Origin of the sequence: Kitasatospora sp. NPDC101155 (assembly GCF_044768305.1) — a bacterium.
Taxonomy (GTDB): Bacteria; Actinomycetota; Actinomycetes; order Streptomycetales; family Streptomycetaceae; genus Kitasatospora.
Genome location: NZ_JBIWPN010000004.1, coordinates 95931 through 120433, shown reverse-complemented (window position 1 = coordinate 120433; position 24503 = coordinate 95931). Strand labels below are relative to the sequence as shown.

The 24503-nt window shown below is 72.4% G+C and carries 21 protein-coding genes and 5 pseudogenes; 11 read left to right on the top strand and 15 right to left on the bottom strand.

Annotated elements, in window-relative coordinates:
* The first annotated feature begins 250 nt into the window (after positions 1–250).
* The 4 genes from ACIRYZ_RS07260 to ACIRYZ_RS07245 all read left to right on the top strand — a co-directional run bounded on the left by ACIRYZ_RS07260 (position 251) and on the right by ACIRYZ_RS07245 (position 2190).
* Positions 251–580 (top strand): hypothetical protein, encoded by a 330-nt coding sequence (locus ACIRYZ_RS07260; protein ID WP_402940724.1) that lies wholly within the window; start codon positions 251–253, stop codon positions 578–580.
* 86 nt (positions 581–666) lie between these two features.
* Complete coding sequence (locus ACIRYZ_RS07255; RefSeq protein ID WP_402940721.1) at positions 667–1032, top strand: hypothetical protein; 366 nt, start codon at positions 667–669, stop codon at positions 1030–1032.
* A 34-nt stretch (positions 1033–1066) separates the two neighbouring features.
* On the top strand, positions 1067–1846 hold the full coding sequence (locus tag ACIRYZ_RS07250) for a hypothetical protein (protein WP_402940718.1): 780 nt from the start codon (positions 1067–1069) through the stop codon (positions 1844–1846).
* A gap of 101 nt (positions 1847–1947) precedes the next feature.
* Positions 1948–2190, top strand: a complete 243-nt coding sequence (locus ACIRYZ_RS07245; protein ID WP_402940716.1) for a transposase — start codon at positions 1948–1950, stop codon at positions 2188–2190.
* 31 nt (positions 2191–2221) lie between these two features.
* Here the strand turns inward: ACIRYZ_RS07245 and ACIRYZ_RS07240 are convergent, their stop codons facing one another.
* From ACIRYZ_RS07240 to ACIRYZ_RS07230, 3 genes are all read right to left on the bottom strand, one after another.
* Positions 2222–2521: a hypothetical protein gene (locus ACIRYZ_RS07240; RefSeq protein ID WP_402940713.1), complete on the bottom strand. Its 300-nt coding sequence runs from the start codon at positions 2519–2521 to the stop codon at positions 2222–2224.
* Positions 2522–3297: 776 nt separating this feature from the next.
* Positions 3298–4641 carry a diaminopimelate decarboxylase gene (gene lysA, locus ACIRYZ_RS07235; protein ID WP_402940711.1) on the bottom strand — a complete coding sequence of 448 codons (1344 nt, stop codon included), beginning with the start codon at positions 4639–4641 and terminating at the stop codon, positions 3298–3300.
* A 38-nt stretch (positions 4642–4679) separates the two neighbouring features.
* A complete protein-coding gene (locus ACIRYZ_RS07230) occupies positions 4680–4859 on the bottom strand; it encodes a hypothetical protein (protein WP_402940708.1) in 180 nt (59 codons plus the stop codon).
* 351 nt (positions 4860–5210) lie between these two features.
* On the opposite strand from ACIRYZ_RS07230, the gene kdpB reads away from it, so the two are divergent.
* Together kdpB and ACIRYZ_RS07220 are read left to right on the top strand one after the other, a co-directional pair.
* Positions 5211–7397 (top strand): potassium-transporting ATPase subunit KdpB, encoded by a 2187-nt coding sequence (gene kdpB, locus ACIRYZ_RS07225; protein ID WP_402940706.1) that lies wholly within the window; start codon positions 5211–5213, stop codon positions 7395–7397.
* 195 nt (positions 7398–7592) lie between these two features.
* Complete coding sequence (locus ACIRYZ_RS07220) at positions 7593–8078, top strand: universal stress protein (RefSeq protein ID WP_402940703.1); 486 nt, start codon at positions 7593–7595, stop codon at positions 8076–8078.
* Positions 8079–8103: 25 nt separating this feature from the next.
* On the opposite strand, the gene ACIRYZ_RS07215 is transcribed toward ACIRYZ_RS07220, so the two are convergent.
* Both ACIRYZ_RS07215 and ACIRYZ_RS07210 read right to left on the bottom strand, forming a co-directional pair.
* Positions 8104–9345, bottom strand: coding sequence for an alpha/beta hydrolase (locus ACIRYZ_RS07215; protein WP_402940700.1), 1242 nt, complete (start codon positions 9343–9345; stop codon positions 8104–8106).
* 72 nt (positions 9346–9417) lie between these two features.
* Positions 9418–9588 (bottom strand): annotated as a pseudogene (locus tag ACIRYZ_RS07210) (hypoxanthine oxidase); the annotation flags it as partial.
* Between the two features lie 478 nt (positions 9589–10066).
* Between ACIRYZ_RS07210 and ACIRYZ_RS07205 the strand changes: the two are divergent.
* Complete coding sequence (locus ACIRYZ_RS07205) at positions 10067–10540, top strand: hypothetical protein (RefSeq protein WP_402940698.1); 474 nt, start codon at positions 10067–10069, stop codon at positions 10538–10540.
* Between the two features lie 76 nt (positions 10541–10616).
* On the opposite strand, the gene ACIRYZ_RS07200 is transcribed toward ACIRYZ_RS07205, so the two are convergent.
* From ACIRYZ_RS07200 to ACIRYZ_RS07175, 6 genes and pseudogenes are all read right to left on the bottom strand, one after another.
* Positions 10617–12626, bottom strand: a complete 2010-nt coding sequence (locus tag ACIRYZ_RS07200) for an Ig domain-containing protein (RefSeq protein ID WP_402940695.1) — start codon at positions 12624–12626, stop codon at positions 10617–10619.
* 372 nt (positions 12627–12998) lie between these two features.
* Complete coding sequence (locus tag ACIRYZ_RS07195; protein ID WP_402940692.1) at positions 12999–13619, bottom strand: hypothetical protein; 621 nt, start codon at positions 13617–13619, stop codon at positions 12999–13001.
* 196 nt (positions 13620–13815) lie between these two features.
* Positions 13816–14244 (bottom strand): hypothetical protein, encoded by a 429-nt coding sequence (locus ACIRYZ_RS07190; protein ID WP_402940690.1) that lies wholly within the window; start codon positions 14242–14244, stop codon positions 13816–13818.
* A 146-nt stretch (positions 14245–14390) separates the two neighbouring features.
* Entirely contained in the window at positions 14391–15722 is a 1332-nt protein-coding gene (locus ACIRYZ_RS07185) for a nitrate/nitrite transporter (protein WP_402940687.1), read from the bottom strand.
* Positions 15719–16078, bottom strand: coding sequence for a nitrite reductase small subunit NirD (nirD, locus tag ACIRYZ_RS07180; RefSeq protein WP_387619380.1), 360 nt, complete (start codon positions 16076–16078; stop codon positions 15719–15721). The genes ACIRYZ_RS07185 and nirD overlap by 4 nt, the downstream gene beginning before the upstream one ends.
* Positions 16079–16199: 121 nt before the next feature.
* Positions 16200–17864 (bottom strand): annotated as a pseudogene (locus ACIRYZ_RS07175) (FAD-dependent oxidoreductase); the annotation flags it as partial.
* Here ACIRYZ_RS07175 and ACIRYZ_RS07170 point away from each other — a divergent pair.
* The 4 genes and pseudogenes from ACIRYZ_RS07170 to ACIRYZ_RS07155 all read left to right on the top strand — a co-directional run.
* Positions 17861–18961 (top strand): annotated as a pseudogene (locus tag ACIRYZ_RS07170) (uroporphyrinogen-III synthase); the annotation flags it as partial. The pseudogenes ACIRYZ_RS07175 and ACIRYZ_RS07170 sit on opposite strands and share 4 nt — an antisense overlap.
* On the top strand, positions 18961–19665 hold the full coding sequence (locus ACIRYZ_RS07165) for a sirohydrochlorin chelatase (protein ID WP_402940684.1): 705 nt from the start codon (positions 18961–18963) through the stop codon (positions 19663–19665). The pseudogene ACIRYZ_RS07170 and the gene ACIRYZ_RS07165, both read left to right, overlap by 1 nt.
* Positions 19666–19981: 316 nt before the next feature.
* Positions 19982–21082: a hypothetical protein gene (locus ACIRYZ_RS07160; RefSeq protein ID WP_402940681.1), complete on the top strand. Its 1101-nt coding sequence runs from the start codon at positions 19982–19984 to the stop codon at positions 21080–21082.
* Positions 21060–21641, top strand: coding sequence for a hypothetical protein (locus ACIRYZ_RS07155; RefSeq protein WP_402940678.1), 582 nt, complete (start codon positions 21060–21062; stop codon positions 21639–21641). The genes ACIRYZ_RS07160 and ACIRYZ_RS07155 overlap by 23 nt, the downstream gene beginning before the upstream one ends.
* A gap of 17 nt (positions 21642–21658) precedes the next feature.
* Here ACIRYZ_RS07155 and ACIRYZ_RS07150 read toward each other — a convergent pair.
* The 4 genes and pseudogenes from ACIRYZ_RS07150 to ACIRYZ_RS07135 all read right to left on the bottom strand — a co-directional run.
* A pseudogene (locus ACIRYZ_RS07150) lies at positions 21659–21796 on the bottom strand (ISL3 family transposase); the annotation flags it as partial.
* 346 nt (positions 21797–22142) lie between these two features.
* Positions 22143–22211, bottom strand: a pseudogene (locus ACIRYZ_RS07145) (helix-turn-helix domain-containing protein); the annotation flags it as partial.
* Positions 22212–22548: 337 nt separating this feature from the next.
* Positions 22549–22794 (bottom strand): EF-hand domain-containing protein, encoded by a 246-nt coding sequence (locus ACIRYZ_RS07140; RefSeq protein ID WP_402940675.1) that lies wholly within the window; start codon positions 22792–22794, stop codon positions 22549–22551.
* 141 nt (positions 22795–22935) lie between these two features.
* The gene (locus tag ACIRYZ_RS07135; RefSeq protein WP_402940672.1) at positions 22936–24441 is read right to left on the bottom strand and encodes a purple acid phosphatase family protein; all 1506 of its coding nucleotides are present in this window, start codon (positions 24439–24441) and stop codon (positions 22936–22938) included.
* Positions 24442–24503 lie beyond the last annotated feature (62 nt).

The window sequence follows — 24503 nt, the reverse complement described above, 5'->3', positions numbered from 1 at the left end:
CCTCCCAATTTGGTTGCTGCTCCAATGAGTTGGTAATGGACGCGCAGCCTAGCAGCGGTCGGAACGAGTCGCGGCATCTACCCTAAGTGCCCCGCTTGTCCTGGTCGACGGGCCGATAGGGGCACCCGACCGTCGTGGGCCGAAACTCCTGAAGGACGCTCACCTCGCGATCTGCCATCGATGACAGCAGATCGCGGCGCGCCGTCAGGCTGCCTGCTACTGAACTTGAATTCGTGATGTCGGCCTGAGGATGATCAGCCGCCCGCGATCAGGCCAGTGGTGGACCGGGCTCGTCCTGCCTCTCCGCACGGTCGACTACGTCGCCCGCCACCACCACCCCGAGGCGCTCAACCTCGTCTATGCCGGAGGAGTCGTGACCACACGGCAGGCCAGGACCATGAACCTCCACCGCCTGCCGCCGGACATCCGGGCCCTGCACTGGATCCCCCGCCATCTGCTCGACACCGTCATGCAGCCCGACGACGCCGGCCGCGTCCACGATGCCTGGAACGCCTGGGAACACGGCGCCGGCCGCCCGCTCCTCCTGTGCGGCACTCCCGTCCCGGTCTGCGGATCGTGAAGCTCCCGATTCTTGCCGAACACCGTTTCTCCTCAAGGTAATTCGACTACGCTTGCGAGTCCAAGATCGAACGATGAGGGGTGCCCATGCCGTACGAGGCCGGCACGAGGGTCAAGCTGACCAGGGATGCGCAGGTCACCGCAGGTGACACCGCGACCAGGGGCGGCCTCCCCGGTCCGCTGTTCCTCGCCGAGGGCCTGGCGGGAACGGTCATGGGCTCGACCACGGAAGCCGGCCGCGCAGGCCAGGACTACCTCGCGAGCTTCGATCAGCAAATTCGCGGCCATCGGTTCGACGCGTTCGCGGCGAGCCTGATCGATGACCTCCGCCAGAACGTCGCCCGGGTGGGAGCGGTCAACGCCGGAGCGGGCGCTCGGACGACCTACCGGGTGCGCTTCGACAACGGGTTCGTCCTTGACGGTCTTGAAGAAGGCTGGCTGGCCCGAGCCTGAGCACCTGCCACCCTCACCACCACCGAGGAGATCCATGGCCGACACCGTCACGTCACTGACCGCCCGCGTGCACGATCTTCAGGTGGCGGTCATGACCCATGGCCTCACCCCGCGGGGCGTCGACGTCGTCGCCGGCCTCCACGACATCGTCGTGCGCGCCTCGGCGCTCGGCCCCGACGGCAGGTGGCTCGTCGCGTCGGGGCACTCGGGCCTCGGCGGTCTGGCCATCGCACAAGGGCAGGTGGATCAGGGCCTCCTCCACTTCGACGCCGCCGTGGCGAACGGGTTCAACGACTGCGTGGCGTTCCACATGCCGCTCGTGCGCCCGCTGCACCACGACCCCCGGTTCCGGGCCCTGTACGAGCGGATGCGCGTCACCCCGGCCGACCTCGACGAGTTCCTCTGGCTGCACCGGGAGATACAGATCATCGCGAGGGAGGCCCAGCAGGCGACCGTCGACAACATCGGCCGCCTCGACACCGGGGTCTCGCTGCTCCCGCAGGCCCCCATGCCGACCCGCGAGCCGAACACCCCCGGCGTGCTGATCACCCGCCTCGACCTCGCCGCCACGCAGACCGCACTGCGACAGGCCGCCGTGAAGGCGGACTTCCAGCGCAGCGCCGGCAACGTCAGCCTCAGACTCGTCGACGACTCGTGGGACTACACCCGCGCGAGGCACGACGCCTGGCACGCCGACGATCTGGACACCCAACGCGAACAGGCCGCCGCAGCCCGGGCCTTCGTCGAACGCCCGGGCATCGGCACCATGCTGATCCCCTGCCCACCGCTGGGCTCGATCGTCTACCCGTCCTGACGAGGGACAAGCGCGTGCGCAGGAAGTCGACCATGCCGACTTCCTGCGCACAATGAACAGAGGGACCGGTCCCCGTGCACCGGGTGGGTGCTCAGACATTGATGCAGGAGTTCGTCCAGGCGAGCAAGGACTGGCTGACCGTCTTCCAACTCCCGTCGTACGCACCGGACATCAATCCGCAGAAGGGCATCTGGTCGCTGGTCAAGCACACCGTCGGCAACCTCGCCGCCGCCGACCTCGACCAGCTTGCCCGGGCCGTCAGACGCAGCTTGAAGAAGATCCAATACCGGCCTCACCTCATCGACGCCTGCCTCGCCACCACTGGCCTGATCATGGACGGCTGATCATCCTCAGACCGACATCACGAATTCAAGTTCAGTAGTCAGCAGCTCCGGCTGCAAGCAAGGCCGCTGCGCTGACCTGCCGGTGGCCCTCCTCGCCCCGGAACCAGATCCACGCCTGACGTTCGCGCGGGAACTCCCTGCTCACGTAGGCGAACTCCATGACGGCGACGGCATCGGACATCCGCCAGCTCCGCATGGGGCCCGACGCTTCGGCGACCTCGCTGAGGTTGTCCAGTTGCCGGGCAATAGCGAGGCCGCGGCCACCGCTCGGCCACGGATCCCGGGCCGAGACCTCGTCCATGACGGCATGGGACTCGATCCGGTGGATCATGGATGCCTCCATCTCCTGGAAGACACCGTCGCCGGCGGTGTTCTCGGCTCCCACGCGCCCGTCGGTGTGGACGAGGTAGCGGATCGGGTGGGCAGCGCGCGGTCCACGCCAGTCGAAGAACCAGCTACTCCGAGCGCCCGCCATTCGCGTCCGCGAGACTTTTTCGCACGGTGTAGTGCAGTCCGCCGTACCTCTGCGCGAAGCCCTCGCGCCGGATCACCAGTTCCATCGGCTGAGCGGTCTTCCAGGATGTGCATGTTCTTCTTTTTTCAACTTAGACACTGCATCAGCGAACGCACACTCCCCGGCCAACCCCAGCGGCGTGAAGCCCGTCCAGGCAATGGCCCCTTCGAGACCAGGTGTAGTCAACAGCCGGATCTCATCAATGCCATACCGGCGGAGCCTCAAGGCCATCTCTTTGATGGGCTGAGCAGTTGACCGGATCCGTGGGCGGCAGTGGGCGAATCACCGCCGCACATTGGAGGCGATCGCACACCAGGCCCAACAGGGTGATTGCGGATCTCGCGATTCGGCTCCGCGGATGACTGAGGAGACAAGCCCCAGGGCGGAGGTGGGCGAAGCAGCCGGGTTACCGGTCCACACGAGCGGGGGGTTCGGTGGCCCGCTGGAGCACTGCGCGCAGCAGCGCTTCGGCGTTGCCCGCGACGGCTGCCCGGAGTCGTCAGCGCCATCAAGGCCGAGGACATCCCCAGCGTCTGAACACGTTTGCGCGAGAAGTCGGCTGGGCCGACTTCTCGCGCAAACCTGTTCCGCCCTCAGCGGCCGACTTCGCGCGCGCGGAAGTCCTCGACCGTCTCCCGCCGGATCAGCAGGCGGGCCCGGCCGTCCTTGACCGCCGCCACGGCCGGGCGGCCGACCAGGTTGTAGCCCGAGGCCATCGACAGCTGGTACGCGCCGGCGGCGGGTACCGCGAGCAGGTCGCCCGGGCGCAGGTCGGCGGGCAGGACCGCATCGCGCACCAGCACGTCGCCGGCCTCGCAGTGGCGGCCGACCACGTCCATGCGGGCCGTGCCCGCGTCCGAGCGGCGGCCCACCAGCCGCACGCTGTAGGGCGATCCGTACAGCGCCGGGCGCGGGTTGTCGCTCATCCCGCCGTCCACCGCGACGAAGCAGCTGCCGTCGGCGGAGTGCTTGACGGACAGCACCCGGTAGACCGCCACGGCGGCCGGTCCCGCGATCGCGCGGCCCGGCTCGACCACCAGGCGCGGTACCTCCAGGTCCGCCTCGGCGCAGCGCACCGCCAGCCGGTCGGTGACCCGGACGGCGAACTCGGCGAGGTCCAACTCCGCGTCCCCGGGCAGGTAGCGGATGCCGTGGCCGCCGCCGAGGTCCAGCTCGGGCAGTTCCACGCCGTGCCGCTCCCGGACCTCGGCGAGCAGCTGCACCAGCGCGTCCACCGCGCGCAGGTACGGCTCCAGCTCGGTGATCTGCGAGCCCAAGTGGCAGTGCAGCCCGGAAAGTTCCAACCCGGGCTGGTCGAGCACCCGGGCGATCGCGTCGGCCGCATCGCCGCCCTCGATCGGGAAGCCGAACTTCTGCCCGCCGACGCCGGTCCGCACCGCCGTGTGGTGTCCGGCGGCGATCCCGGGGACGACCCGGACCAGCACCTTCTGCGGCGTATCGGCGGCCACCAGCGCGGCCAGCCGAGCGATCTCGGCCGGGCCGTCGATGACGATCCGCCCGACCCGCAGCCGCCGTGCCAACCGCAGCTCCTCCGGGGACTTGGCGTTGCCGTGCAGCAGGATCCGCTGCGCCGGGAAGCCGGCCGAGACGGCCAACCACAGCTCGCCCGAGGAGCAGACGTCCAGGCCCAGCCCCTCCTCCGCGACCCACTCGGCCATCGCGCTGCACAGGAAGGCCTTGGCCGCGTACAGCACCTCGGCGTGCGGCAGCGCCCGGCGGTAGGCCCGTGCCCGGCGCCGCACCTCGCCCTCGTCCAGGACGTACAGCGGGGTGCCGAACCGCTCGGCGGCCTCCGCGAGCCCGACCCCGCCGACCAGCACCTCGCCGCCCGGGCCGGGCCGCGCCGAGGCCGGCCACGGCCCGCCGAGCGCGTCAGCGGAGGCGGTGGGGACGGGAGGGGCGATGAGCTGGGTCATGGCGGCTACTCCTACCAAAGGTCGAGAAAGGGGGTGGGTCAGTCCTCGTAGTGCATCGCGAAGCGGCAGTGCGCCGGGCGGGTCCGGGCCTGGTCGACCGCAGCGGCCGGTGCGGGCGGCTCGGGGCGGTCCTGGCGTCCGGCGGCGGGAACCAGGCGGATGGTGCGCTCCTGCGGCCGGTCGGCGTCGAAGTCGATGACGGCGGTGGCGGTGGTCACGGCGGGCTCCTCGGGTCTGCGGGGTCGTCGTCCGGCGGCCCTCGGTTCCAGTGGAGACCTTCCGTACGCCGATGGCACCGGTCCTTGACGCACGGCCTACGCATCGGGGGCGCACCTTGACGACTTCCTGACATCCTCCTCGTTCCAGCCCATGCGAACGGTCGTTCGTACAGGTCGAAGCCGAATCGATCATGGTGTCAGGGAACTGTCAAAGACGGCCGGTTCCCCGCCAAGCCTGCGTCAAGAGCCGCGTGGCGCGGCCCGATCCGGTGGTGGGCTGTCGGCCGTTCCCCGTCGCCACCGAGCCCGCCGCCCCGCCGCTTCGGGGCGGCCCGGAAGGTCCCCGAGACGATGCGCCGTTCGGCCCTCACCACACCGGATGCCACCGACCACCAGCAGAACTGGTTCCGCCGCCCAGCGCCCGCACCCGAGCAACCCCCGCAGCACCATCCGAGCCACCGCCCGTCCTCGCCCAGAGGCCGCCGCACGCTGATCACCCGACGGCAGCTGGCCGAGGCGCTGCCCGCCGCCGTCCGGAAGCTCGACCCGCGTGTGATGGTGCGCAACCCGGTGATGCTCGTGGTCGAGACCGGCTCCGCGCTCACCACCATCAGCGCGGTGATCCACCCGAGCGTCTTCGCCTGGGTGATCTCCTTCTGGCTCTGGCTGACCGTGCTGTTCGCCAACCTCGCCGAGGCCGTGGCCGAGAGCCGGGGCAAGGCGCAGGCCGAATCGCTGCGCCGTGCCCAGGCAGGCACCACCGCCCGACGGCTGCTGCACTGGCGGGTCGGCACCCGCGACCACCGCCACGAGGTGCTCCCCGCCGAGGAGTTGATGCTGCACGACATCGTGCTCGTCCCGGCCGGGGAGGTGATCCCGCAGGACGGCGAGGTGGTCGAGGGCGTCGCGAGCGTCGACGAGTCGGCGATCACCGGCGAGTCCGCGCCCGTCATCCGCGAGTCCGGCGGCGACCGCACCGCTGTCACCGGCGGCACCAGGGTGCTCTCCGACCACCTGATCGTCCGGGTCACCTCCCGCCCCGGGCAGAGCTTCGTGGACCGGATGATCGCCCTGGTCGAGGGCGCCAACCGGCAGAAGACGCCGAACGAGATCGCGCTGAACATCCTGCTCGCCTCGCTGACCATCATCTTCCTGCTCTCGGTCGTCTCGCTCCAGCCGATGGCCATCTACGCCCACGCGCCGCAGACCACGATCGTGCTGGTCGCGCTGATGGTCGCGCTGATCCCGACCACGATCGGCGCCCTGCTGTCCGCGATCGGCATCGCCGGAATGGACCGGCTGGTGCAGCGCAACGTGATCGCCCTGTCCGGCCGGGCAGTTGAGGCCGCGGGCGACGTCGACGTGCTGCTCCTCGACAAGACCGGCACCATCACCCACGGCAACCGCCGGGCCGTCGCGCTGCACCCGCTGCCCGGCGCCACGATGGAACAGCTCGCCGAGGCCGCGCAGTTGGCGTCCGTCGCGGACGAGACCCCGGAGGGGCGCTCGTTGATCGAACTGACGAATCGCCAGTACTGGGTCCCACCAAGGGCCCCCGGCGAACTGGGCGAGCAGCAGCCCGTGCCGTTCACCGCGCACAGCCGGATGAGCGGCGTCGACCTGCGCTGGCCGGACGGCAACGGCTGCCTGATCCGCAAGGGCGCGGCCGCGGCCGTCGCCCGCTGGGTGGTGGACTCAGGCGGGCGGCTGCCGATGGAGGCCAAGCCGCTGGTGGACCGGATCGCCGAGACCGGCGGCACTCCGCTGCTGGTCGCCGTGCACGACCGGCACGGCGCACGGGCGCTCGGCGTGGTCGAGCTCAAGGACGTGGTCAAGGAGGGCATCGCCGAACGCTTCGCCGAGCTCCGGCGGATGGGCATCCGCACCGTCATGGTCACCGGCGACAACCCGCTGACCGCCAAGGCGATCGCGGCGGAGGCGGGCGTGGACGACTTCCTCGCCGAGGCCACCCCGGAGGACAAGCTCGCCCACCTGCGGCGCGAGCAGGCCGCCGGGAACATGGTCGCGATGACCGGCGACGGCACCAACGACGCCCCCGCCCTCGCCCAGGCCGACGTCGGCGTCGCGATGAACTCCGGCACCCCGGCCGCCAAGGAGGCCGGCAACATGGTCGACCTCGACTCCAACCCGGCCAAGCTGATCGACATCGTCCGGGTGGGCAAGCAACTCCTGATCACCCGGGGCGCGTTGACCACCTTCTCGATCACCAACGACGTGGCGAAGTTCTTCGCGATCATCCCCGCGATGTTCGCGAACGCCTACCCCGGGCTGCACCACCTCAACATCATGGAACTGCACAGCCCCACCTCGGCGATCGCCTCCGCGATCATCTTCAACGCGCTGATCATCATCGCGCTGATTCCGCTGGCGCTGCGCGGCGTGCGCTACCAGCCCGCCTCCGCGACCGACCTGCTCCGGCGCAACCTGCGGGTGTACGGGCTGGGCGGGCTGATCCTGCCGTTCCTCGGGATCAAGGCGATCGACCTGCTGATCCAGTTCGTGCCGGGACTGGGCTGAACCCTCCGCAGCGGCGGACCTGTCAGTAGGCCGTCAAGATGTGCACGACCGGCGTCATGACGGTGTCAGCGGCCGTACGGACGGCGCTGTTCCGGGGTTCACTGGAGTCATCCGAAGCAAGGAGTACCGAACCGGCGGAACTCGCCCGGAGTGAACTACCGGAGTGACCTACCGGAGAGACGGAGGCGAACGGCCATGACCGGCACATCCCGAGTGATCGTCGGCCTGAGCGGATCACTGAGCAGTCTGGCCGCCCTCTACCACGCCGTCGGCGAGGCGGCCCGGCACGAGGCCGTGCTGGTGCCCGTCGCCGCGTGGACGGCGGGCGACAAGGACGGGCTGCGTCCGCTCTCCGAGCTGGAGCACGCCGCCCGGCGGCGGCTGGACATCGCCTTCGAGCAGGCCTACGGCGGCTACCCGTCCGGCCTGGTCATCCACCCCATGGTGGTGAACGCCGAGCCGGGGCCCGCCCTGGTCGGCGCCGTGACCGGCCCGGACGACCTGCTCATCCTCGGCGCCGCCACCCGGCGCGGCCTCGACCGGCTGCGCGGCGCGTCGGTCGCCCGGCACTGCCGGCACCGGGCCGGCTGCCGGGTGGTCGAGGTCTCACCGTCGGCGCTGCTGACCCGGCTCGAACTTCCCGCCCGTACGGGGGCACCGCTGCCGCTGCTCGCGCGGTGAGCGCGCGGCGCGCCCGGCGCGCCCGCTACGCCGGATCCGCCAGGTGCGCGCTGAGCCAGCCGAGCGAGGTCGGGATCAGCCGGTCCCAGGTGGTGAAGTTGTGGCCGCCGGTGTCCACCGTCGCCTGGGCCACCACCAGGGGCGGACGGGCGGCCGCCGCGAAGGCCCTGGAGTCGGCGTAGGTGCTGCCGTCCTCCTTGCTGTCGGCGAGCAGCACGGCGAGCGCGGGCGGCGGCAGGTGGGAGAGGCGCCAGTCGAGATCCGCCTCGTCGCGGCGCTGCCGGCTGCCGCCGAAGAGGTCGCCGGTGGTCACGTCCTCCGGGGCCTTGAAGTAGCCGGAGAGCGAGGCCACGACCGGGAAGACCGCCGGGTGCTCCATGCCGAGCTTGAGGGCGCAGTAGCCGCCGGTCGAATCGCCCATGACGCCCAGGCCGTCCGCACCGCCCAGCACCCGGTAGGAAGCCCGCAGGTCGGCGGGCACGTCGATGGTGAAGTAGGTCTGCGCCTGCGGGCCGTGCGGGATGTCCTCGCACTCGCTGTCCCGGGGCATGCTGGGCGAGGGCCGCATCAGCACCAGTACGGTCGGCTTCATCGTCCCCTTGCGCAGCAGGTCGAGTTCGGTGGCCGGGTAGCGCAGCTTGGTGACCAGGTTCTTGGCGTCCCCGGGGAAACCGGTCATCACCAGCACGGCCGGGAAGTGCCGGCCCTCGTTGCCGGGCTGGAAGTACTGCGGCGGCAGGTAGACGTACCCGTCGGTGCTCAGCCCGGTGGTGGTGCCGGGCAGCCGGACCTGGTCGAGCCGGCCGATCCGGGCCGGGTCCCGGTTGGCCGAGTCGGCGCCGGTGATCTCCGCCGTGCCGAGCGCCTGCACCCCGGGGCGCCCGCCCGCCGGGGTGCCGCTGGCGCCCGGGGCGGCGCCGCTGCCTGGGGTGGCGCCGCTGCCCGCGGCGGCTCCGGCGCCTGGGGTGGCGCTGCTGCCCGGGGTCGTGCTGGTGCCCGGGGTGGCTCCGGCGCCCTGGATGACACCGGCGCCGTGCTCGCGCCCCAGCAGGTCGGACCAACTGCTGTAGAAGATGAAGTAGTCGTTGACGGCGAGCCCGAGGGTGGCGAGCAGGGCCACCTGGGTGAGGGCGATGGTGCCCAGCCGCAGGAACATCGCGGGCCAGCTGCGGACGGCGAGCTTGGGCCAGACCCAGAGCGTGCCGAGCACGGTGGCCACCGCGAGCAGCGCCGCCAGCGCCAGCAGTCCGTGACTGGTGAGTCCCATCTCTCCCGGCCTCCCCTACCACTGTGGACCACCGGCCGGGAAATAGGACCCCCACCCAGGGTGACCGCCTCGTCACCGCCTCCGGTCGGCCACCGCCTGCCACACCTGGTCGCGCAGGAACGGCGGGTCGGTGAAGCGGATGCCGGTGGCGTCGCGCAGCGCGTTGGCGAAGGCGGGGGCGACCGGGTTGAACGGGCTCTCGCTCATCGACTTGGCGCCGAGCGGGCCGATCGCGTCCGAGGTAGGCGATTGAAGCCGCCAGCGCACGGGCGTCACGAGTGGGTCCGGGCACCATTCGCACCGGTTGCGCACTGGTTGATCGCCCAAGGGCGGGCGGGGAGTTGGCCGCTCCGCAGGCCAACTTCGACAAGACTGTCGAACTTGGCATGACCGGGCTATGCTGGCGGAGGCCCGCACCTTGAGTCCCCGCCCCGTCGACGCCCGCACCGACCCCGGCGCACCCGACCGGAAGGAGGCGAGACCCATGGACCGCAGGAGTCCGGCCCGCGACCACGCCCACGTCCGCTCCCGAGCCCCCGAGCCGCCGTTCGGCAGAACTCGGCCCATCCGGTGACCTTCTGACGTCGCGTCAACTCAGCGACCGGTCTTCCACCACCTGGTCGTCCAGGCGTGCCCCGGGCCGCCCGCCACCGTTGTACGGAGGGTGAGTCGCCGCGCCCGCCCCCGACCCCCGGCGTCCCTGCCGAGGAAGAGGTTCCCCATGACGACGTCCCGGCTCTTCCCGCGCCCGCGCGAGGCGGCGGTCCTGCTCGCCGTCCTCGGGCTGCTCGTCCTGGAGGAGATCGCCCTCGGCATGGCGGAGGAGGAGGACCGCCCGCTGATCGGCGGCATCCTGATCGGTGCCTCCTGCTCCGGGCTGCTGGCGGTCGGGGCGGCGCTGTTCAGCCGATGGCTCGAAGCCCGCCGCCCGCTGCCGCTGCCGCCGCTCGGCCCCAACGGGCGCGAGTACAGCGCCCGGGCGCTCGAAGGCTTCCCGATGGAGGCCGTCCGCCCCCTGCTGCTCGCCGAACACGCCCCCCAGCTCGGCCAGTTGTACTCGGCCTGGATGCTCGCCAGGGCCGGCCGCCCGGCCCCGTGGATCGCCCGGCGGCTCGACATCCCGCTCGACGCCGCCCAACTCCTGACCGACGCCGCCCGCGCGCACACCGACCCCCGGCCGTTGCCCGGGCCGTGACCCCGGGCCGTGATCGCAGCGGCGTCGGCCCCGCCACCGCGACGCGCGGTGGCGGGGCCGACGTTCGGGCGCGGGGTCAGCTCTCCCGACCCGAGGCGTCGTCGATCAGGAACGCGGTGGTCGGGGTCGCACCGGTCTCGTGGGAGACCAGCTTGAGGCCGATGGTGGTCCCCCAGCCGACCTGGGCGATCACCGAGGAGAGATCCACCGACTGGTACTGGTAGCCGTTGGTCGGGTTCTGGCTGCTCCAGGTCTTCACCGTGCCGATCGGCTGCCCGGTGTACTGGTTGATCGCCACCAGCGACAGGGTGTCGGGCGCGGTGGTGGAGGCGTTGGTCGACTCGGTGTCGAGCCAGAAGGAGAAGCTCGCCTGCGCGTAGCCCGGGTAGGTGTTCAGGTAGGTGGTGATGGAGTCGTCCGTCCCGGTGTTCTGGCCGAGCCAGGCGTACCATGAGCCGGAGTGCGGCGCGTGCAGGCTGGACGGGGTGATGATGTTGTACCCCGACGGGCTCCAGGCGTCCGTCATCACGGTGTGGTTGACGTCCGCCGAACCGTTCTCGAAGCCGGCGTCGATGAGCTGCTCGATCGAGCCGCAGCCCGTCCCGCCGGCGGTGCTGAGGTTCTCCCAGAAGCCGGTGGACGCCGCCTTGCCCGCCGCGTCCGTCGCCGTCACGGTGATCCGCTGGTAGCCGTTGGTCGCGGCGGCGGTGCCGGAGATCACCCCGCTGTTCGCGTCGATGGTCAGCCCCTGCGGCAGCCCGGTGGCGCTGTAGGTGAGGGCCGAACCGCTGCTGGACACGCCCACCGCCGGGACTGACAGCGGCTGCCCGGCCTTGTCGGTCCGGTCACACATCGTGCTCACCGAGACCGGCGGACTGGTCACCACCGGGTCCGAGGCCATGCACAGGTGGTCGGTGTTGGACCACAGGGTCTGCAGCGGGAAGCTGCCCGTCGACAGGTTCTCGAAGAACAGCCCGCCGTTGGCGCCCTTCGGGATCCAGGCACACTTGTCCCCGACCTCCTGGCCGGTGGCGTCGGTCCAGCCGCCCGGGGTGTTCGGGTCGGTCACCGTCTCCGCGTACTCGTGGCCGCCGATGATCCCGTAGCCGTCCAGTCGGCCCCTCGGGGTGTTCTCGCCGAACCAGTTGGTGCCGCAGCCGGCCACATCCGTCAGGTACGGCATGTTGGTGTAGGCGAGCTGGCCGTACGGCGAGCGCTGGAAGTCGTGCCAGGCGCAGTAGCCCAGCTCCTTCCACTTGTCCGGGTCGGCGCCCTGCGGCGAGTCGATGATGTACTGGACGTTGCGGTTCTGCGCCTCGGTCAGGTTGCCGAAGTGCTTGGCGGCGGCCAGCGCCTCGGCACCGAGCTGCGGTTCGGTCGCGGCCTGCGGCGCGGGGGCGGCGTTGTCCACCCAGACACCCGCGAGCACGCTCCCCGCCTGCGGGTACGGGATGTGCGCGGCCCCGGCCGGACACTGGACCGAACCGGCGGCGATGCCCTCGCAGTACTGGGTCAGGACGGCGCTCCAGCCGTCACCGGCGCTGCCGAGGCCCTTGAAGAAGTCCTGCTGGTACGGGGCGGCCTGATCCGGGTCCCCGGTCGTCACGACGTCGCCGGTCGAGTTGGTCGACGGGGTCCCCCACTGGGAGCCCCAGAGCACCAGGTAGACCTTGGGCGCGCCGATCACCACGCCGGTCGACTCCTGGCCGCCCTTGTAGGTGACCTGGAGGTCGTACTGGTTCGCGACGTTGCCGTCGCCGTCCTTGCCGGTGCCGGGGTCGGCGCCGTCCACCAGCTGGGGAGTCTTCTTGTCGCCGGTGTTCGCCGTGGCGACCGGGCCGGTCCGGGCGGCCCTGGCCCGACGCGGGCCGGACTTCTGCGGGGCGGCGGCCGTCTTCGGGGTACCCGGCTGGACCGCGACGGTGGCGGCCTGCGGCGCGTGGGAGTCGGCCATGGCGGACAGCGGACTGCTGAGCGCCGCGCCGGCCAGGGCGGCCGCGAGGGCCACCAGGGCGGTTCGCGGGGCGCGTTGGACGTGGCCGACGCGCCGGGCGCGTTCGGAGGTGCGGGATCGGAATCTGAACACGGGTCGGGTTCCGTCTCTCGTGACGTGGGGGAGGGGGACGCACGTTTGCGGCACGCATGTGGAGCTGACTGATCGCCAACGGGGTTGCGACGGGAGGACGGGGAACCGGATCTCACCCCCGGGCGCCGCTGTGCAATGCGCTATATGATATTTCACTGACGGTCGCACACAAGGGCCTCACACGGCCCGACATCGCGCCACCCGGCCGGCGACGCCCCGCCCGGCCTCACCCCGGCGCGCCAGCACGCCCGCCCCGCCTGGCCCGATCGCCCCCGAACCGGCCTTCCCGCCAACGCGGCGGGCGGGCAGGGATTTTAACTTTCCCTTACCCGCCCCGACCTCGCCTTGGCATTCCCACGGCCCACCCCTGTGTCAGACCCGCCGACCCGCGTTCGCCTGCGCGACCAGGAACGGCACCAACCCGCGCTCCGCCAGCGCCGACCGCCAGGCATCCCGCGCGCGCGCCAACTCCCCCAGCCCCTCTGCCTCTTCGGCCGCCACCGGGCCCTGGGCCCGGGACGCCGCCCCCAACAGCCCCAGCCCGCCGACCAGCAGGCACAGCGCCGCCACTGCGGCGGCCACCCACCCGGCGGTCACCAGTGCCCGCCCCAGCACCTCCATGTCCTCGGCCAGCCCCAACAAGTAGCCGAGCAGCAGGAGCACCGCGGCGGCCGCGGCGGCGACGATCGGCACTATCACCCCCAGCACCCCCCACCATCCGGACACCCGCTCCCGCGCCGGCGCGTCCACCGGCAGCCGGGCCACCGAGTCGGCGTCCGCCCGCAGCGCCGCGTACCGCTCGTACTCCGGCGCCGCCGCGGCCAGCACGTACTCGGCGTTCTCCCGCGCCGTCCGCCGCAACCGCTCCACCCCCCGCGCCTCCTCCCCGCTCTCCCGCAGCGCGGCCCGCACCTGCGGCGCCGCCAGCGCCTTGCCGAGCTCCGTCTCGAAGTCGGCCCGATCCTGCTGCGGCAGTCGAAGCGGCCTGTCCATGGCGTGCCCCCCGTTCACTGTTCACCTGTGGGCCATAGTTCTACAGCACTGTAGAACACGCGACCAGGGTGGAGCAGCCCGGTTCACCTGTGGAATCGAGGACGAGGAAGGGTCACCTCAGTGAACGCGGCCCCGCTTGCGGGGCCGGCGGCCGCCCCGGGGAGCAGGAGGGCGGCGGGCCGGACGGGCGGGTGCGTCAGCCGACGGCGAGTTTCACCTGGAGGGAGTCCGCGGCGGCCGACGGGGTGGCGCCGATGTTGGAGACGGTGGCGATCACGACGGCGTCGACGCCCGGGATCCAGTTGACAGTCTTGGACTGGACGATCAGCTGCCGCTGGTGCGTCGTGCCGTCGCAGAGGATGTCGGCCTCGGCGGTCCGGCTGGAGCCGAAGGCGATGGAGGAGGAGTCCTCCGGGTCCTTCTGCTCGACCGAGACGGTGAGCGAGCGGGCTTCGTCGGCGACCGAGCACAGGTAGTCGACGTCCACCCGCACCCGGCCGGGGATCTTCGGATCGATCTGGGCCTTACCGAGGGTCACCGTCGTGATGACCGGGTCATCGCTCGGATCCGGGTCGGCGGCCAGGGCCGGAGACGCGAGGCCGACGAGGGCCGAGGTCAGTACCATCAGGACGATCCACCGCTGCACTGCAACCTCCGGGGCTGAAGACGTGTTGCGGCCGACGCTAACCGGCGCCCCGAACACCCGCCCGCCGAGTCGTCCGATCGCCGTACGAACGACCCGGCGCCGGTGCGGCCGAGGCGGGCCTCCCCTCATCGCCGCCGGAGCCACACCGCCCAGGTCAGCACCGAGCAGAGCACGTACGCCGCCAGGAACCCCAGGTACGCGGCGTCCCCGTTGTGGCTGGCCTGGAAGGACTGCCGGAAGGCCAGGTTCACCAGCACCCCGCCGAAGGCGCCGATCGCCCCGGCGAGCCCGATCAGTGCCCCGGCCCGGCGCCGGGAGTCGGCCTCGGCGGCGGCCGGATCGGCGCCGCCCGCGACGGCCCTGCGGGCGATCGACTGGAAGTGCGCCGGGATCATCTTGTACGTCGAGCCGTTGCCGATCCCGCTGAGCACGAACAGCCCGATGAACCCGGCCAGGAACAGCGGCAACGAGCCCGCCCGGGAGGCGGCCAGCACGACGGCCGTCCCGGCCCCCATGGCGAGGAAGGTCGCCGGCGTCACCCGCGCGCCGCCGTACCGGTCGGCGAGCCGCCCGCCGACGGGCCGCAGCAGCGAGCCGAGCAGCGGCCCGAGGAAGGTGAGCGCGGCGGCCTTGACCGGGGTGTCGAAGCGGTCGTGGAACTGCACCTGCAGCACCTGCCCGAAGGCGAAGCCGAAGCCGATGAAGGAGCCGAAGGTGCCGATGTACAGCGTGGACACCACCCAGCCGTACGGGTCGCGGGCGACCTCGCGCAGCGCCCGCCCCTCACCGCTGGCGGACACCGGCAGGTTGTCCATCCTCCACCAGGCCCCGGCCGCCGCCAGCACGATCAGCGGCAGGTAGACCAGCGGCAGCAGCCGGGGGTGGGCGGCGCCCGCCGTGGACAGCACCAGCAGCCCGAGCAGTTGGACGGCCGGGACGCCGAGGTTGCCGCCGCCCGCGTTGATGCCGAGCGCCCAGCCCTTGAGCCGGTGCGGGTAGAAGGCGTTGATGTTGGCCATCGAGGAGGCGAAGTTGCCGCCGCCGACCCCGGCCACGCAGGCCACCGCGAGCAGCGTCCCGTACGGGACGCCCGGCTCCAGCACCACGGCCGCCAGCGCGGTGGGCACCAGCAGCAGCAGCGCGCTGATCACCGTCCAGTTGCGGCCGCCGAAGCGGGCGACGGCGAAGGTGTACGGCAGCCGCAGCAGCGCGCCGAGCGCGGTCGGCAGGGCGGTGAGGGTGAACTTCCCGGCAGTGTCGATGTGGTACTCGGGCCCGAGGAAGAGCACCAGCACCGACCACAGGCTCCACACCGAGAAGCCGATGTGCTCGGAGAGGACCGAGAGGACCAGGTTGCGCCGGGCGATCCGCGCGCCGGTACGCGCCCAGAACTCCTCGTCCTCCGGGTCCCAGCCGGCCAGCGGGGCGGGCGTTCTCGCTTCGAGGACGGCCGTCATGCCACCGGCTCCCGGTCGAAGGCCCGGACCGGCCAGCGCCGCAGCACGGCGGGGGCGCCGTCGGGGGCGGTGTCCTCGTCCAGGCAGCGCCCGTCGGTGAGGTCGTACACCTGCTTGTACATCGGGGAGATGAGGGTCGGCCGCTCGCCGCGGCTGCCGATCAGGCCGCGGGAGAGGACCGGGGCGCCGCTGAACGGGTCGAGGTTGTCGACGGCGTACAGCTCCCCGGCGCGGTCGCGGAAGAGGGCGACCTGGCCGGCGTCGGGCAGCAGCACCGCGACGCCGCGGCCGGGTTCGAGGTCGGCGAGGGAGCAGACGGTCTGCCAGCGGCTGCCGTCGTGGATCTGTACGGTCACGGGGTGAGCACCTCCAGTCGGGCCCCGGCGACCAGCACCGGGGCGTTGAGGGTGTGGCCGGCCTCGCCGGGGCGGGCGGGGCGGATCTGGCCGCGTTCGGGGACGAAGGTCACGGCGGGGTCGGGGTGCCGGGGGCGTTGACGAAGGAGGCGAAGCGCCGCAGCCGCCCGGGGTTGGAGTCCTGCAGGGCGCCCTGTTCGCCGTCCAGGATGTGGCCGTTGCCGAGGCTGGCCAGGATGGAGGCGACGGTCGGCTTGCAGATCTCGCAGCCCTCGCCGCTGCCGTGCGCGGCGAGCAGCTCGGAGAAGCTCGCCGACCCCGTCACCCGGACGATCTCGTACAACTCGGCCCGGGTGTGGGCGAAGTGCTCGCACAGGCCCTTGGCGGTGGAGACCCCGGCGGCCTCCAGCTCCTCACCGACGACGGTGCCGAGCTGCTTGAGGCAGCTGCCGCAGCCGGTGCCGGCCCGGGTGCACTTCTTGACGGCGGCGACGCTGTCGGCGCCCTGCTCGCGGACGGCGGCCCGGACGGCGCCCTGGGTGACGTTGTGGCAGGAGCAGAGCACCGCCTCGTCGGGCAGCGCGACCGGTCCGGCGGAGGCGAACCCGGTGGGCAACACCAGCTGTTCGGGGGCGACGGTGAGCGGCTTGCCGGCCACGGCGAGCGGGCGCAGGGCGCCGTAGCCCTCGGTGTCGCCGACCAGGACGCCGCCGAGCAGCGCGCCGTCGGAGCCGATCACCAGCTTGCGGTAGACGCCGCTGCGGCTGTCGCTGTACAGCACGTCGAGCGCGCCCTCGGCGCTGCCGTGCGGGTCGCCGAAGCTGGCGACGTCGACGCCGAGCAGCTTGAGCTTGGTGGACAGATCGGCGCCGACAAGACCCTCGCCGGTGGGAGCAGTGCCCTGGCCCTCCCGCTCCGCGATGGTCCGGGCGGCCGTCTCGGCCATCTGGTAGCCGGGGGCGACCAGCCCGTAGACCCGGCCGTCGACGGCTTGGGCGCATTCGCCGATGGCGAGGATCGCCGGGTCCTCGGTGCGGCAGTGCGCGTCGACCACGACGCCGCCGCGCTGGCCGACCGGCAGTCCGCAGTCCCGGGCGAGCTGGTCGCGGGCGCGCACCCCGGCGGAGAAGACCACCAGGTCGGCGGGCAGCTCCCGGCCGTCGGAGAGGGCGAGGGCGCGGACCCGGCCGTCCGGGCCGGTGAGCACGCCACTGGCGCCGGCGCTGGTGTGGACGGTGACGCCCAGGTCCTCGATCTTGCGGCGCAGCGCGGCGCCGCCGCCGTCGTCCACCTGCACGGCCATCAGCCGGGGCGCGAACTCCACGACGTGGGTGGCCAGGCCCCCGGCCCGCAGGGCGCCGGCCGCCTCCAGGCCGAGCAGTCCGCCGCCGACCACCACGCCGGTGCCGGTGCCGGCGCCGGCGGCCTCGGCACGGATGGCGTCGACGTCCTCGATGGTGCGGTAGACGTGGCAGCCGGGGGCGTCCGTCCCGGGTACGGGCGGCACGAACGGCACCGAGCCGGTGGCCAGCACCAGGACGTCGTAGCGGACTTCGGTGCCGGACCGGGTGGTGACGGTCCGCCCGGCCCGGTCGATCGCGGTGGCCGGGTCGCCCAGGCGCAGGTCGATGCCGTGCTCGGCGAGGAAGCCGGCCGGGCAGAGCGCGAGGTCCTCGGCGGTGCTGCCGTCGAAGAGCGAGCTGAGGTGGACCCGGTCGTAGGCGGGCCGGGGTTCCTCGGCGAGCACGGTGACCCGCCAGCCGCGCGCGGCCGGCTGCTCGGTCACCGCTCACCGGCTTCACCGTCGGCGTCACCGCCGCGCGCCGCCGCGAGGAACTCACCGCCCTGCTCACCCGGCGCGGCGCGCAGGTGGTCGAGGCGCCGGTGCTGCGCATCCTGCCGCTCGCCGACGACCTCGCGCTGCGCGAGGCCACCGCCCGCTGCCTGGCCGCCCCGCTCGACTACGTGGTGGCCACCACCGGGGTCGGCTGGCGCGGCTGGATGAGAGCGGCCGAGGGCTGGGGCCGGGGCGCCGCCCTCGCCGAGGCCTGCCGCGGCGCGGTGGTGCTCAGCCGCGGCCCCAAGGCCACCGGCGCGGTCCGGGCCAGCGGGTTGGACGAGGGCTACTCCCCCGACACCGAGGCCACCGACGAACTGCTCACCTGGCTGCTCGCCCGCCCGCTGGCCGGGCGCCGGATCGCCGTCCAGGAGCACGGGGTCCGCCTGGACACCTTCGCGGCGGCGCTGCGCGAACGCGGCGCCGAGGTGATCTCCGTTCCGGTCTACCGCTGGGCGCCCCCGGAGGACCCGGGCGCGGTGCGCAGGCTCCTCGACCGGACCGTCCGCCGCCAGGTGCACGCCCTCACCTTCACCAGCGCGCCCGCGATCACCGCGCTGCTCGCCGCGGCGCAGGCCGAAGGCCTGTACGACGCGCTGCTGGACGCGCTACGCGCGGATGTCCTGCCGGTCTGCGTCGGTACCCTGTGCGCCCGCCCCCTCACCGACCTCGGCCTGCCCGCCGTCCACCCCGAGCGCGGCCGCCTCGGCGCACTGGTCCGGCTGCTCGCGGACACCCTGCCGGGCCGGGCCCGCCGTCAAGTCGCCCTCGCCGGAAAGGTGTTGACCCTCCAAGGGAACGCCACCCTGGTCGACGGCGAGAGCCACTGGCTCAGCCCGCGCGGCGCGGCGGTGTTGCGGGCGCTCGCCGAGCGGCCCGGCCGGGTGCTCAGCCGCGCCGACCTGCTGCGCGCCGCCTGGCCGGACGCCACCGCCGACGAACACGCCGTGGAGGCCGCGGTCGGACGGCTGCGGGCGGCGCTGGGGCCGCACGCCACGCTGATCCGCACTGTCCCCAAGCGCGGCTACCGGCTGGCGGCGGGTTGATGGCCCCGGTGCTGCTCGCCGTCGCCCACGGCAGCCGCGATCCGCTGGCTTCCACATCAACGCGTCTTCTGCTGCGGACGGTTCGCTCACTCCGCCCCGAACTGACCGTCCGCTGCTGCTTCCTGGACCTCGTCCGGCCTTCGCTCTCAGATTCCCTTGCCCAACTCGCGGGCCGGCGCCCGATCCTGGTCCCCCTCCTCCTCGGCGCCGGCTACCACGTACGCGTCGACCTGCCCGAGACACTTGCCGCTGCCGGCCTCCCACTCACCCACCTCGCCCCGACCCTCGGCCCCCACCCCCTGCTCGCCGAGGCCCTCGCCGACCGCCTCACCGAGGCCGGAGCCCCTTCACACGCGCCGGTGGTGCTGGCCGGGGCGGGCTCCTCCGACCCCACCGCCCTCGCCGACACCACCCGGATGGCGGGTCTTCTCGCCGCCCGTCTCGACCGCCCGGTCACCCCGGCCCACCTCTCGGCCGCCACCCCCACCCCCCACCAGGCGGTCGCCGCCCTCCAGGCCACCGGCCACCCCCGGGTCGCCCTGGCCAGCTACCTCCTCTCCCCCGGCTTCTTCGCCCGCCGCGCGGCCACCACGGCGGCCACCTGGACCAGCGCCCCGCTGGCGGCCCACCCGGCTGTCGCCCGGCTGGTGCTGCGGCGCTACGACGAGGCGCGGGCGGCTACGGCGCTGCCTTCGGCCGCCTGAACCAGACCGTCCGCCGTCCTGACGGGGCGCCGGGGCTCCGCGACCTTGGGGTGCACGCGAACGGGTTGGTGGTGAGAATGGCGGCGGGGCCGGGCAGAGGACGGAGTCGCTGGTGAAGGCTTTACCGGGTGGCCCTGCCACGCTCGTCGCGGTTCTTGCCGTCCTCGCCGTCCTCGTCACGGGCGCGAGCCCCTCGCCGACGGACACGGCGTCGCCCTCGCCTTCACCCACGCCTTCGCCCACGGCGACCACCGCGCAGGGACAGACCGTCTCCCTGAAGCCGACGCACGGGCCTCGACTCGGGACCGTTCAGGTGATGCCGTCCGGGTTCGAGGACTGCCGGGGCGTCTACGGGGAGTTTCCCTCTCCGCTCCCCGCCGAGGTGACCTGGGACGACCCGGCCGTGAAGCTCACGACCGTCCAGAGCGAGAGCGACAAGCCGCCCATCGGCACGTTCACCGTGCCCGACGGCGCCAAGGACGGCCCGCACACGGTCACGGTGACCTGCACGGGCGTTCCCGCGGCCTCGGCCACCGCCACGTTCACCGTCGCGCCGCCCACGCTGACGGCGGATCCGCCCAGCTCGGCACCGGGGTCCACCACCACTGTGTCCGGGGCCGGCTTCGCCTGCCCCGCGGGCGACACCATCGCCCTGATGTGGGACACCACCACGCTTCCCGGCCCCGGCAAGCCCAACGCCGACGGGAGCTTCAGCGCCCCGGTCACCGTTCCCCCGGACGCGGCCGACGGCGACCACGACCTGCGGGCGTCCTGCGCGTCGGTCGCAGGGATCACGGCCGACACACACCTCCACGTCCAGGCCCCGGCGCCGACCACACCCACGCCGACACCGCCCGGGCCGTCACCCGTCAGGACGATGACCGCGACACCGGGCGCCGCCCTGCACCTTTCCGGCCCGACGAACGCCTGCCCCGAGGGCACCGGGCCGCGCCAGGTCGTGTTCTCCTGGGACAACGGGCCCAGGTCGCAGCCGGTCGCGGCCGACGGGTCGGGAAAGTTCGACGCGACCGCCACCATCCCGTCGAACGCACCCACGGGCTCCCATCGGATCACCGTGGAATGCGCGGACACCCACACGGTGACCGAGACCGTCCCGGTCCTTGTCGCCCGACAGGTCCCGCCGCAGCCACCGAAGCCGGACCACCTGCTCTGGATCGTCCTCGGCGCTCTCGCGGCGGCGGCCCTGGCGGCGTTCGGGCTGCACCGCACCCTGCGGACAGGCGGCACGTCGGGCACGGTGACGGCCGAGGCGGGCGCGTGGGGCGACGCCCGGGCCGAGCTGACCGAGCAGGGCGGGCCCGCCGGGCCCGGACGCAGCGTCCGGCTGGAGCCGCATCCGGACCCGGGCCGGCAGAGCATCGAGGAGGTGCGCGATGACGATGGTCGCGACGGATGACCCGTACTCCCTGGGGACGTTCCTGGGGACCGTGGAGCCGCTCACCGACGCCCTCCGCCGACAGGACGCGGTCACCGCCCTGGGCGGCCTGAACCGGGCCCTCGCCCAGGCCGCCGAGCAGGAGGTGACGCGCGTCGTCCACGGTTTCCTGGGACTGGACATGATCGATCTGGTGGCCGGCGGCTGGCGCACCCACGCCGGGCTCGCGGCGGCCGCGCGGAACACGTGCGCGGCCCCGGGCAGCGAGGAGGTCGTCGCACTGCTGGACCACCGGGTCAGGTCGGTCCACCACCCCACGGTGAAGGTGTCGGTCGACGGGGTGCCGGTCGGCACCCTCGCGGTGGACATCGAGGTGGTCTTCGAGCTCAACGGGATCGTGGCCGTCGTACGCGAGGGCAGGCTGGTGGCGGTGCGGGCGGGCTTCTGCACGGCCGAGGCGACGCTGGCCGTCGAGCGGATCAGGGTGGCGAGCCGTCAGAGACAGTTCGACCTGCCGGGCGGCGTGCGGTGGCGCAGGGGCGTGGTGCTGCGCCACTGCGCGCCGACCCCGCCCGGCTGACCGGTGGCACAGCTCCTACGCCGCCCGGCAGGCACGCCCTCTGTCCTGGCGATCCGGTAGATCGTGCGCAGTCCCTCCTTGAGGAGGTAGGCGCGGTGCAGGCGCGGGTCGTTGGTGGCGATCCAGGCGAGTTTGGCCTGCTGGCGGGCGGTGAGTCGCCAGATTCAGCTTTCCGTTCGAACGGATGCGGAACCCGTTGCGGGTGAACCGCAGCGACTGCCGGTTGTCCCGCTTCGACTTGAACCGGGGCAGACCGACCGGACGCCCCGCGCGCTTGCCCGACACCGAATCGAAGAAGTTCCGGTAGGCAGCGTCCAGGTCCCGAAGAGACTGGATCAGCGGGTCCACACCGACCGACGAAAGCCACGCCCGCTCGGCGGTCTTCTTCGCCGCCGTGATCACCAGCTTCTGCAGATCGGCGCTCTTCGGGTACGGCAAGCCCCCTTTCCGGGCATCCTTGCGCGCCGCAAGAGCATCGTTGTGCACCACCCTCGCGCACCCGAACGTCCGGGCCAGCGCAGCGCGCTGACTCTCCGTCGGATAGATGCGATACGAGTACCGGAGATGCACGAGATCAACCTACCGAGGCCCACTGACAACGGCCCCGTCCAGAACTCCGGAGCTCACTCCGCCGCTTCGCGACTCCGAGACAAGGAGCCGATTCCCCCCGGGGCTGAAGCCCCGGGCTCCCTCGGCAGAATCAGGTGAACGGGCCTGCGTCCGATGACGCGGGCCCGCCTGTTCTCATCCGTTCCATGTTCGCCCGGTAGCGCGTTCCGCCCCGCCGCGACCACGATCGCGGCGGGGCGGGGCGGGGCGGGGCGGCCAGAGAAACGGTGGTTGCCCCACAGCCTGGTGGGTAGTTTACCGACCGATCGGCAAACCACCTCAGACCGATTCGGATTAATTATCGGATAAACTTGGAGAATTCCTCGAAGCTGATCTGCTCGTCGCCGTTCTCGTCGGCGAAGTCGAAGGCCGCGCGGGCGTTGGCGTCGCTGACCTTGGGGTTCTTCTGAAGGAACGCCTTGAACTCGCCGGTGGCGATGTAGCCGTCGTGATCGGTGTCGATCTCGTCGAACTGGCGCCGGACGCTGTCCTTGTCGCTCATTTCCGCTCCTGTGTCTCGGGAAATTCTGGCGCTCCGAAGCATAGGCGGAATGCCCGAGGGGCCGTGGGATAGAAAAGCCGAACGACCCTTGTTGTGCTGATCGCACGAAAGGGCCGTTCGGGGAATTTCCTATCGCGACCGCTTGAACCGCCGGCAATGCGCCGGTCCCTCGACGGGAATCGGTTACCGCCGGTCGGCGGCCGCCCGACCCTGGGAGTCGCTGTTCTCGTCCTCGCCCTGGTCGTCGTCGCCCCAGCCGTCGCTGCGGTCGCAGTACAGCGTGAAACGGTCGTACAGCACCGGCGTCGGGAAGGGGTTGGCGGCGGTGGCCTGGGCCGAGTGGTAGTAGGAGACGGTGATGGTGGTCCGGCCGCCCGGCAGCAGCCCCGGGTCGACGTCGAAGACCGCGACGCCGTACGGGAACTTGGTGTCGGGGTCGGTGACGGCGGACCAGTGGGCCTTCTCCTTGGCGTCCGGGTCGGCCTTGAAGGTGAGGCGCTGGGTACGGACGGTGGCCTCGCGGATGCCGTCCTGATCCACCGGCAGGTAGACGTCGTCGTGGCCGGCGGTGCCGCCGCCGCCCAGGATCAGGTGGACGGTGCCCTGGGAGGTGTCGATCCGGCGCAGGTCGTCGTCGACCACGGCCGGGGTGAGCAGGCCGCCGGCCTCGGTGCCGCGGACGGGGTGGGTGCGCTCGTAGTCGTGGTCGTGGCCGGCCAGGACGAGGTCGACGGAGTAGCGGTCGAACAGCGGCAGCAGCTTCTCGCGCAGCCCCATGTCGCCGCCGTGGCTCTGGGCGGAGGAGGACATCGCGAACTGGTGCAGGTTGACCACGATCCAGTCCACCGACCGCCCGCCCCGGGCGCGCGACAGCACCCGCTCCAGCCAGCGGAGTTGGGCTCCCTCGCTGTACTCGCTGATGTAGATGGACTGGCCGGTGGCCGGGTCGAGGCTGGCGTCGTCCTCGACGGCGATCTCGTTGCCGTCCAGGCTCACGAACAGGACCGAACCGACCTGGAAGCTGTACCAGTTGCCGCAGTAGTCGCGGGTGCCGTTGTCGGGCAGTTCGAAGCGGGTCAGGTAGGAGGCGTACCCGAGGTCGCCGCCGCCGGCTTCGACCTCGTGGTTGCCGGGCGCGGGCATCCACGGCCGGTTCGCAGCCGACTTGGACATGTTGTTCATGAACGCGTTCCAGCACTGCGGCTGGAGCTGCTCGTTGTTGTTGGCGTACGCGAGGTCCCCGTTGAGCAGGTGGAACAGCGGAGCGAACTGCTCGACCTGCCGGACGGCGGCGGCGCCGTGGATCGAGGACTTCTTGTACACGTTGTCGCCGGTGCCGAGGTCGCCGAAGCTGGTGAACCGGAAGGCGGCCCGGCCGCGCGCGGGCGCGGTGCGGAAGGTGCCGCGCACCGGCTCGGCGCCGTCGTGCAGCACCTCGTAGACGTAGGTGGTGTCGGGGCGCAGCCCGTCCAAGCGGGCGTGGTGGGTGAAGGTCTCGACCTTGTTGAGCCCGTCGACGTAGCTGCGGCTGGACGCGTCGACGGTACGACCCGCGCCGCCCCGCGGGGTGCCGATCCGCACCTTGGGGCGGCTCACCGATGCGGCCGTCGCCCAGGAGACGGTCATCTCGCGGGAGGGCTCGTTGCCCCACTGGAGGTGGATCTGCTCCGGGCCCGGGGTCCCGGCCACGGCCGGCTGGGTCCACAGCAGGGTGGACGTGGGGAGAGCGGCCAGCGCACCGACCGCCGTAC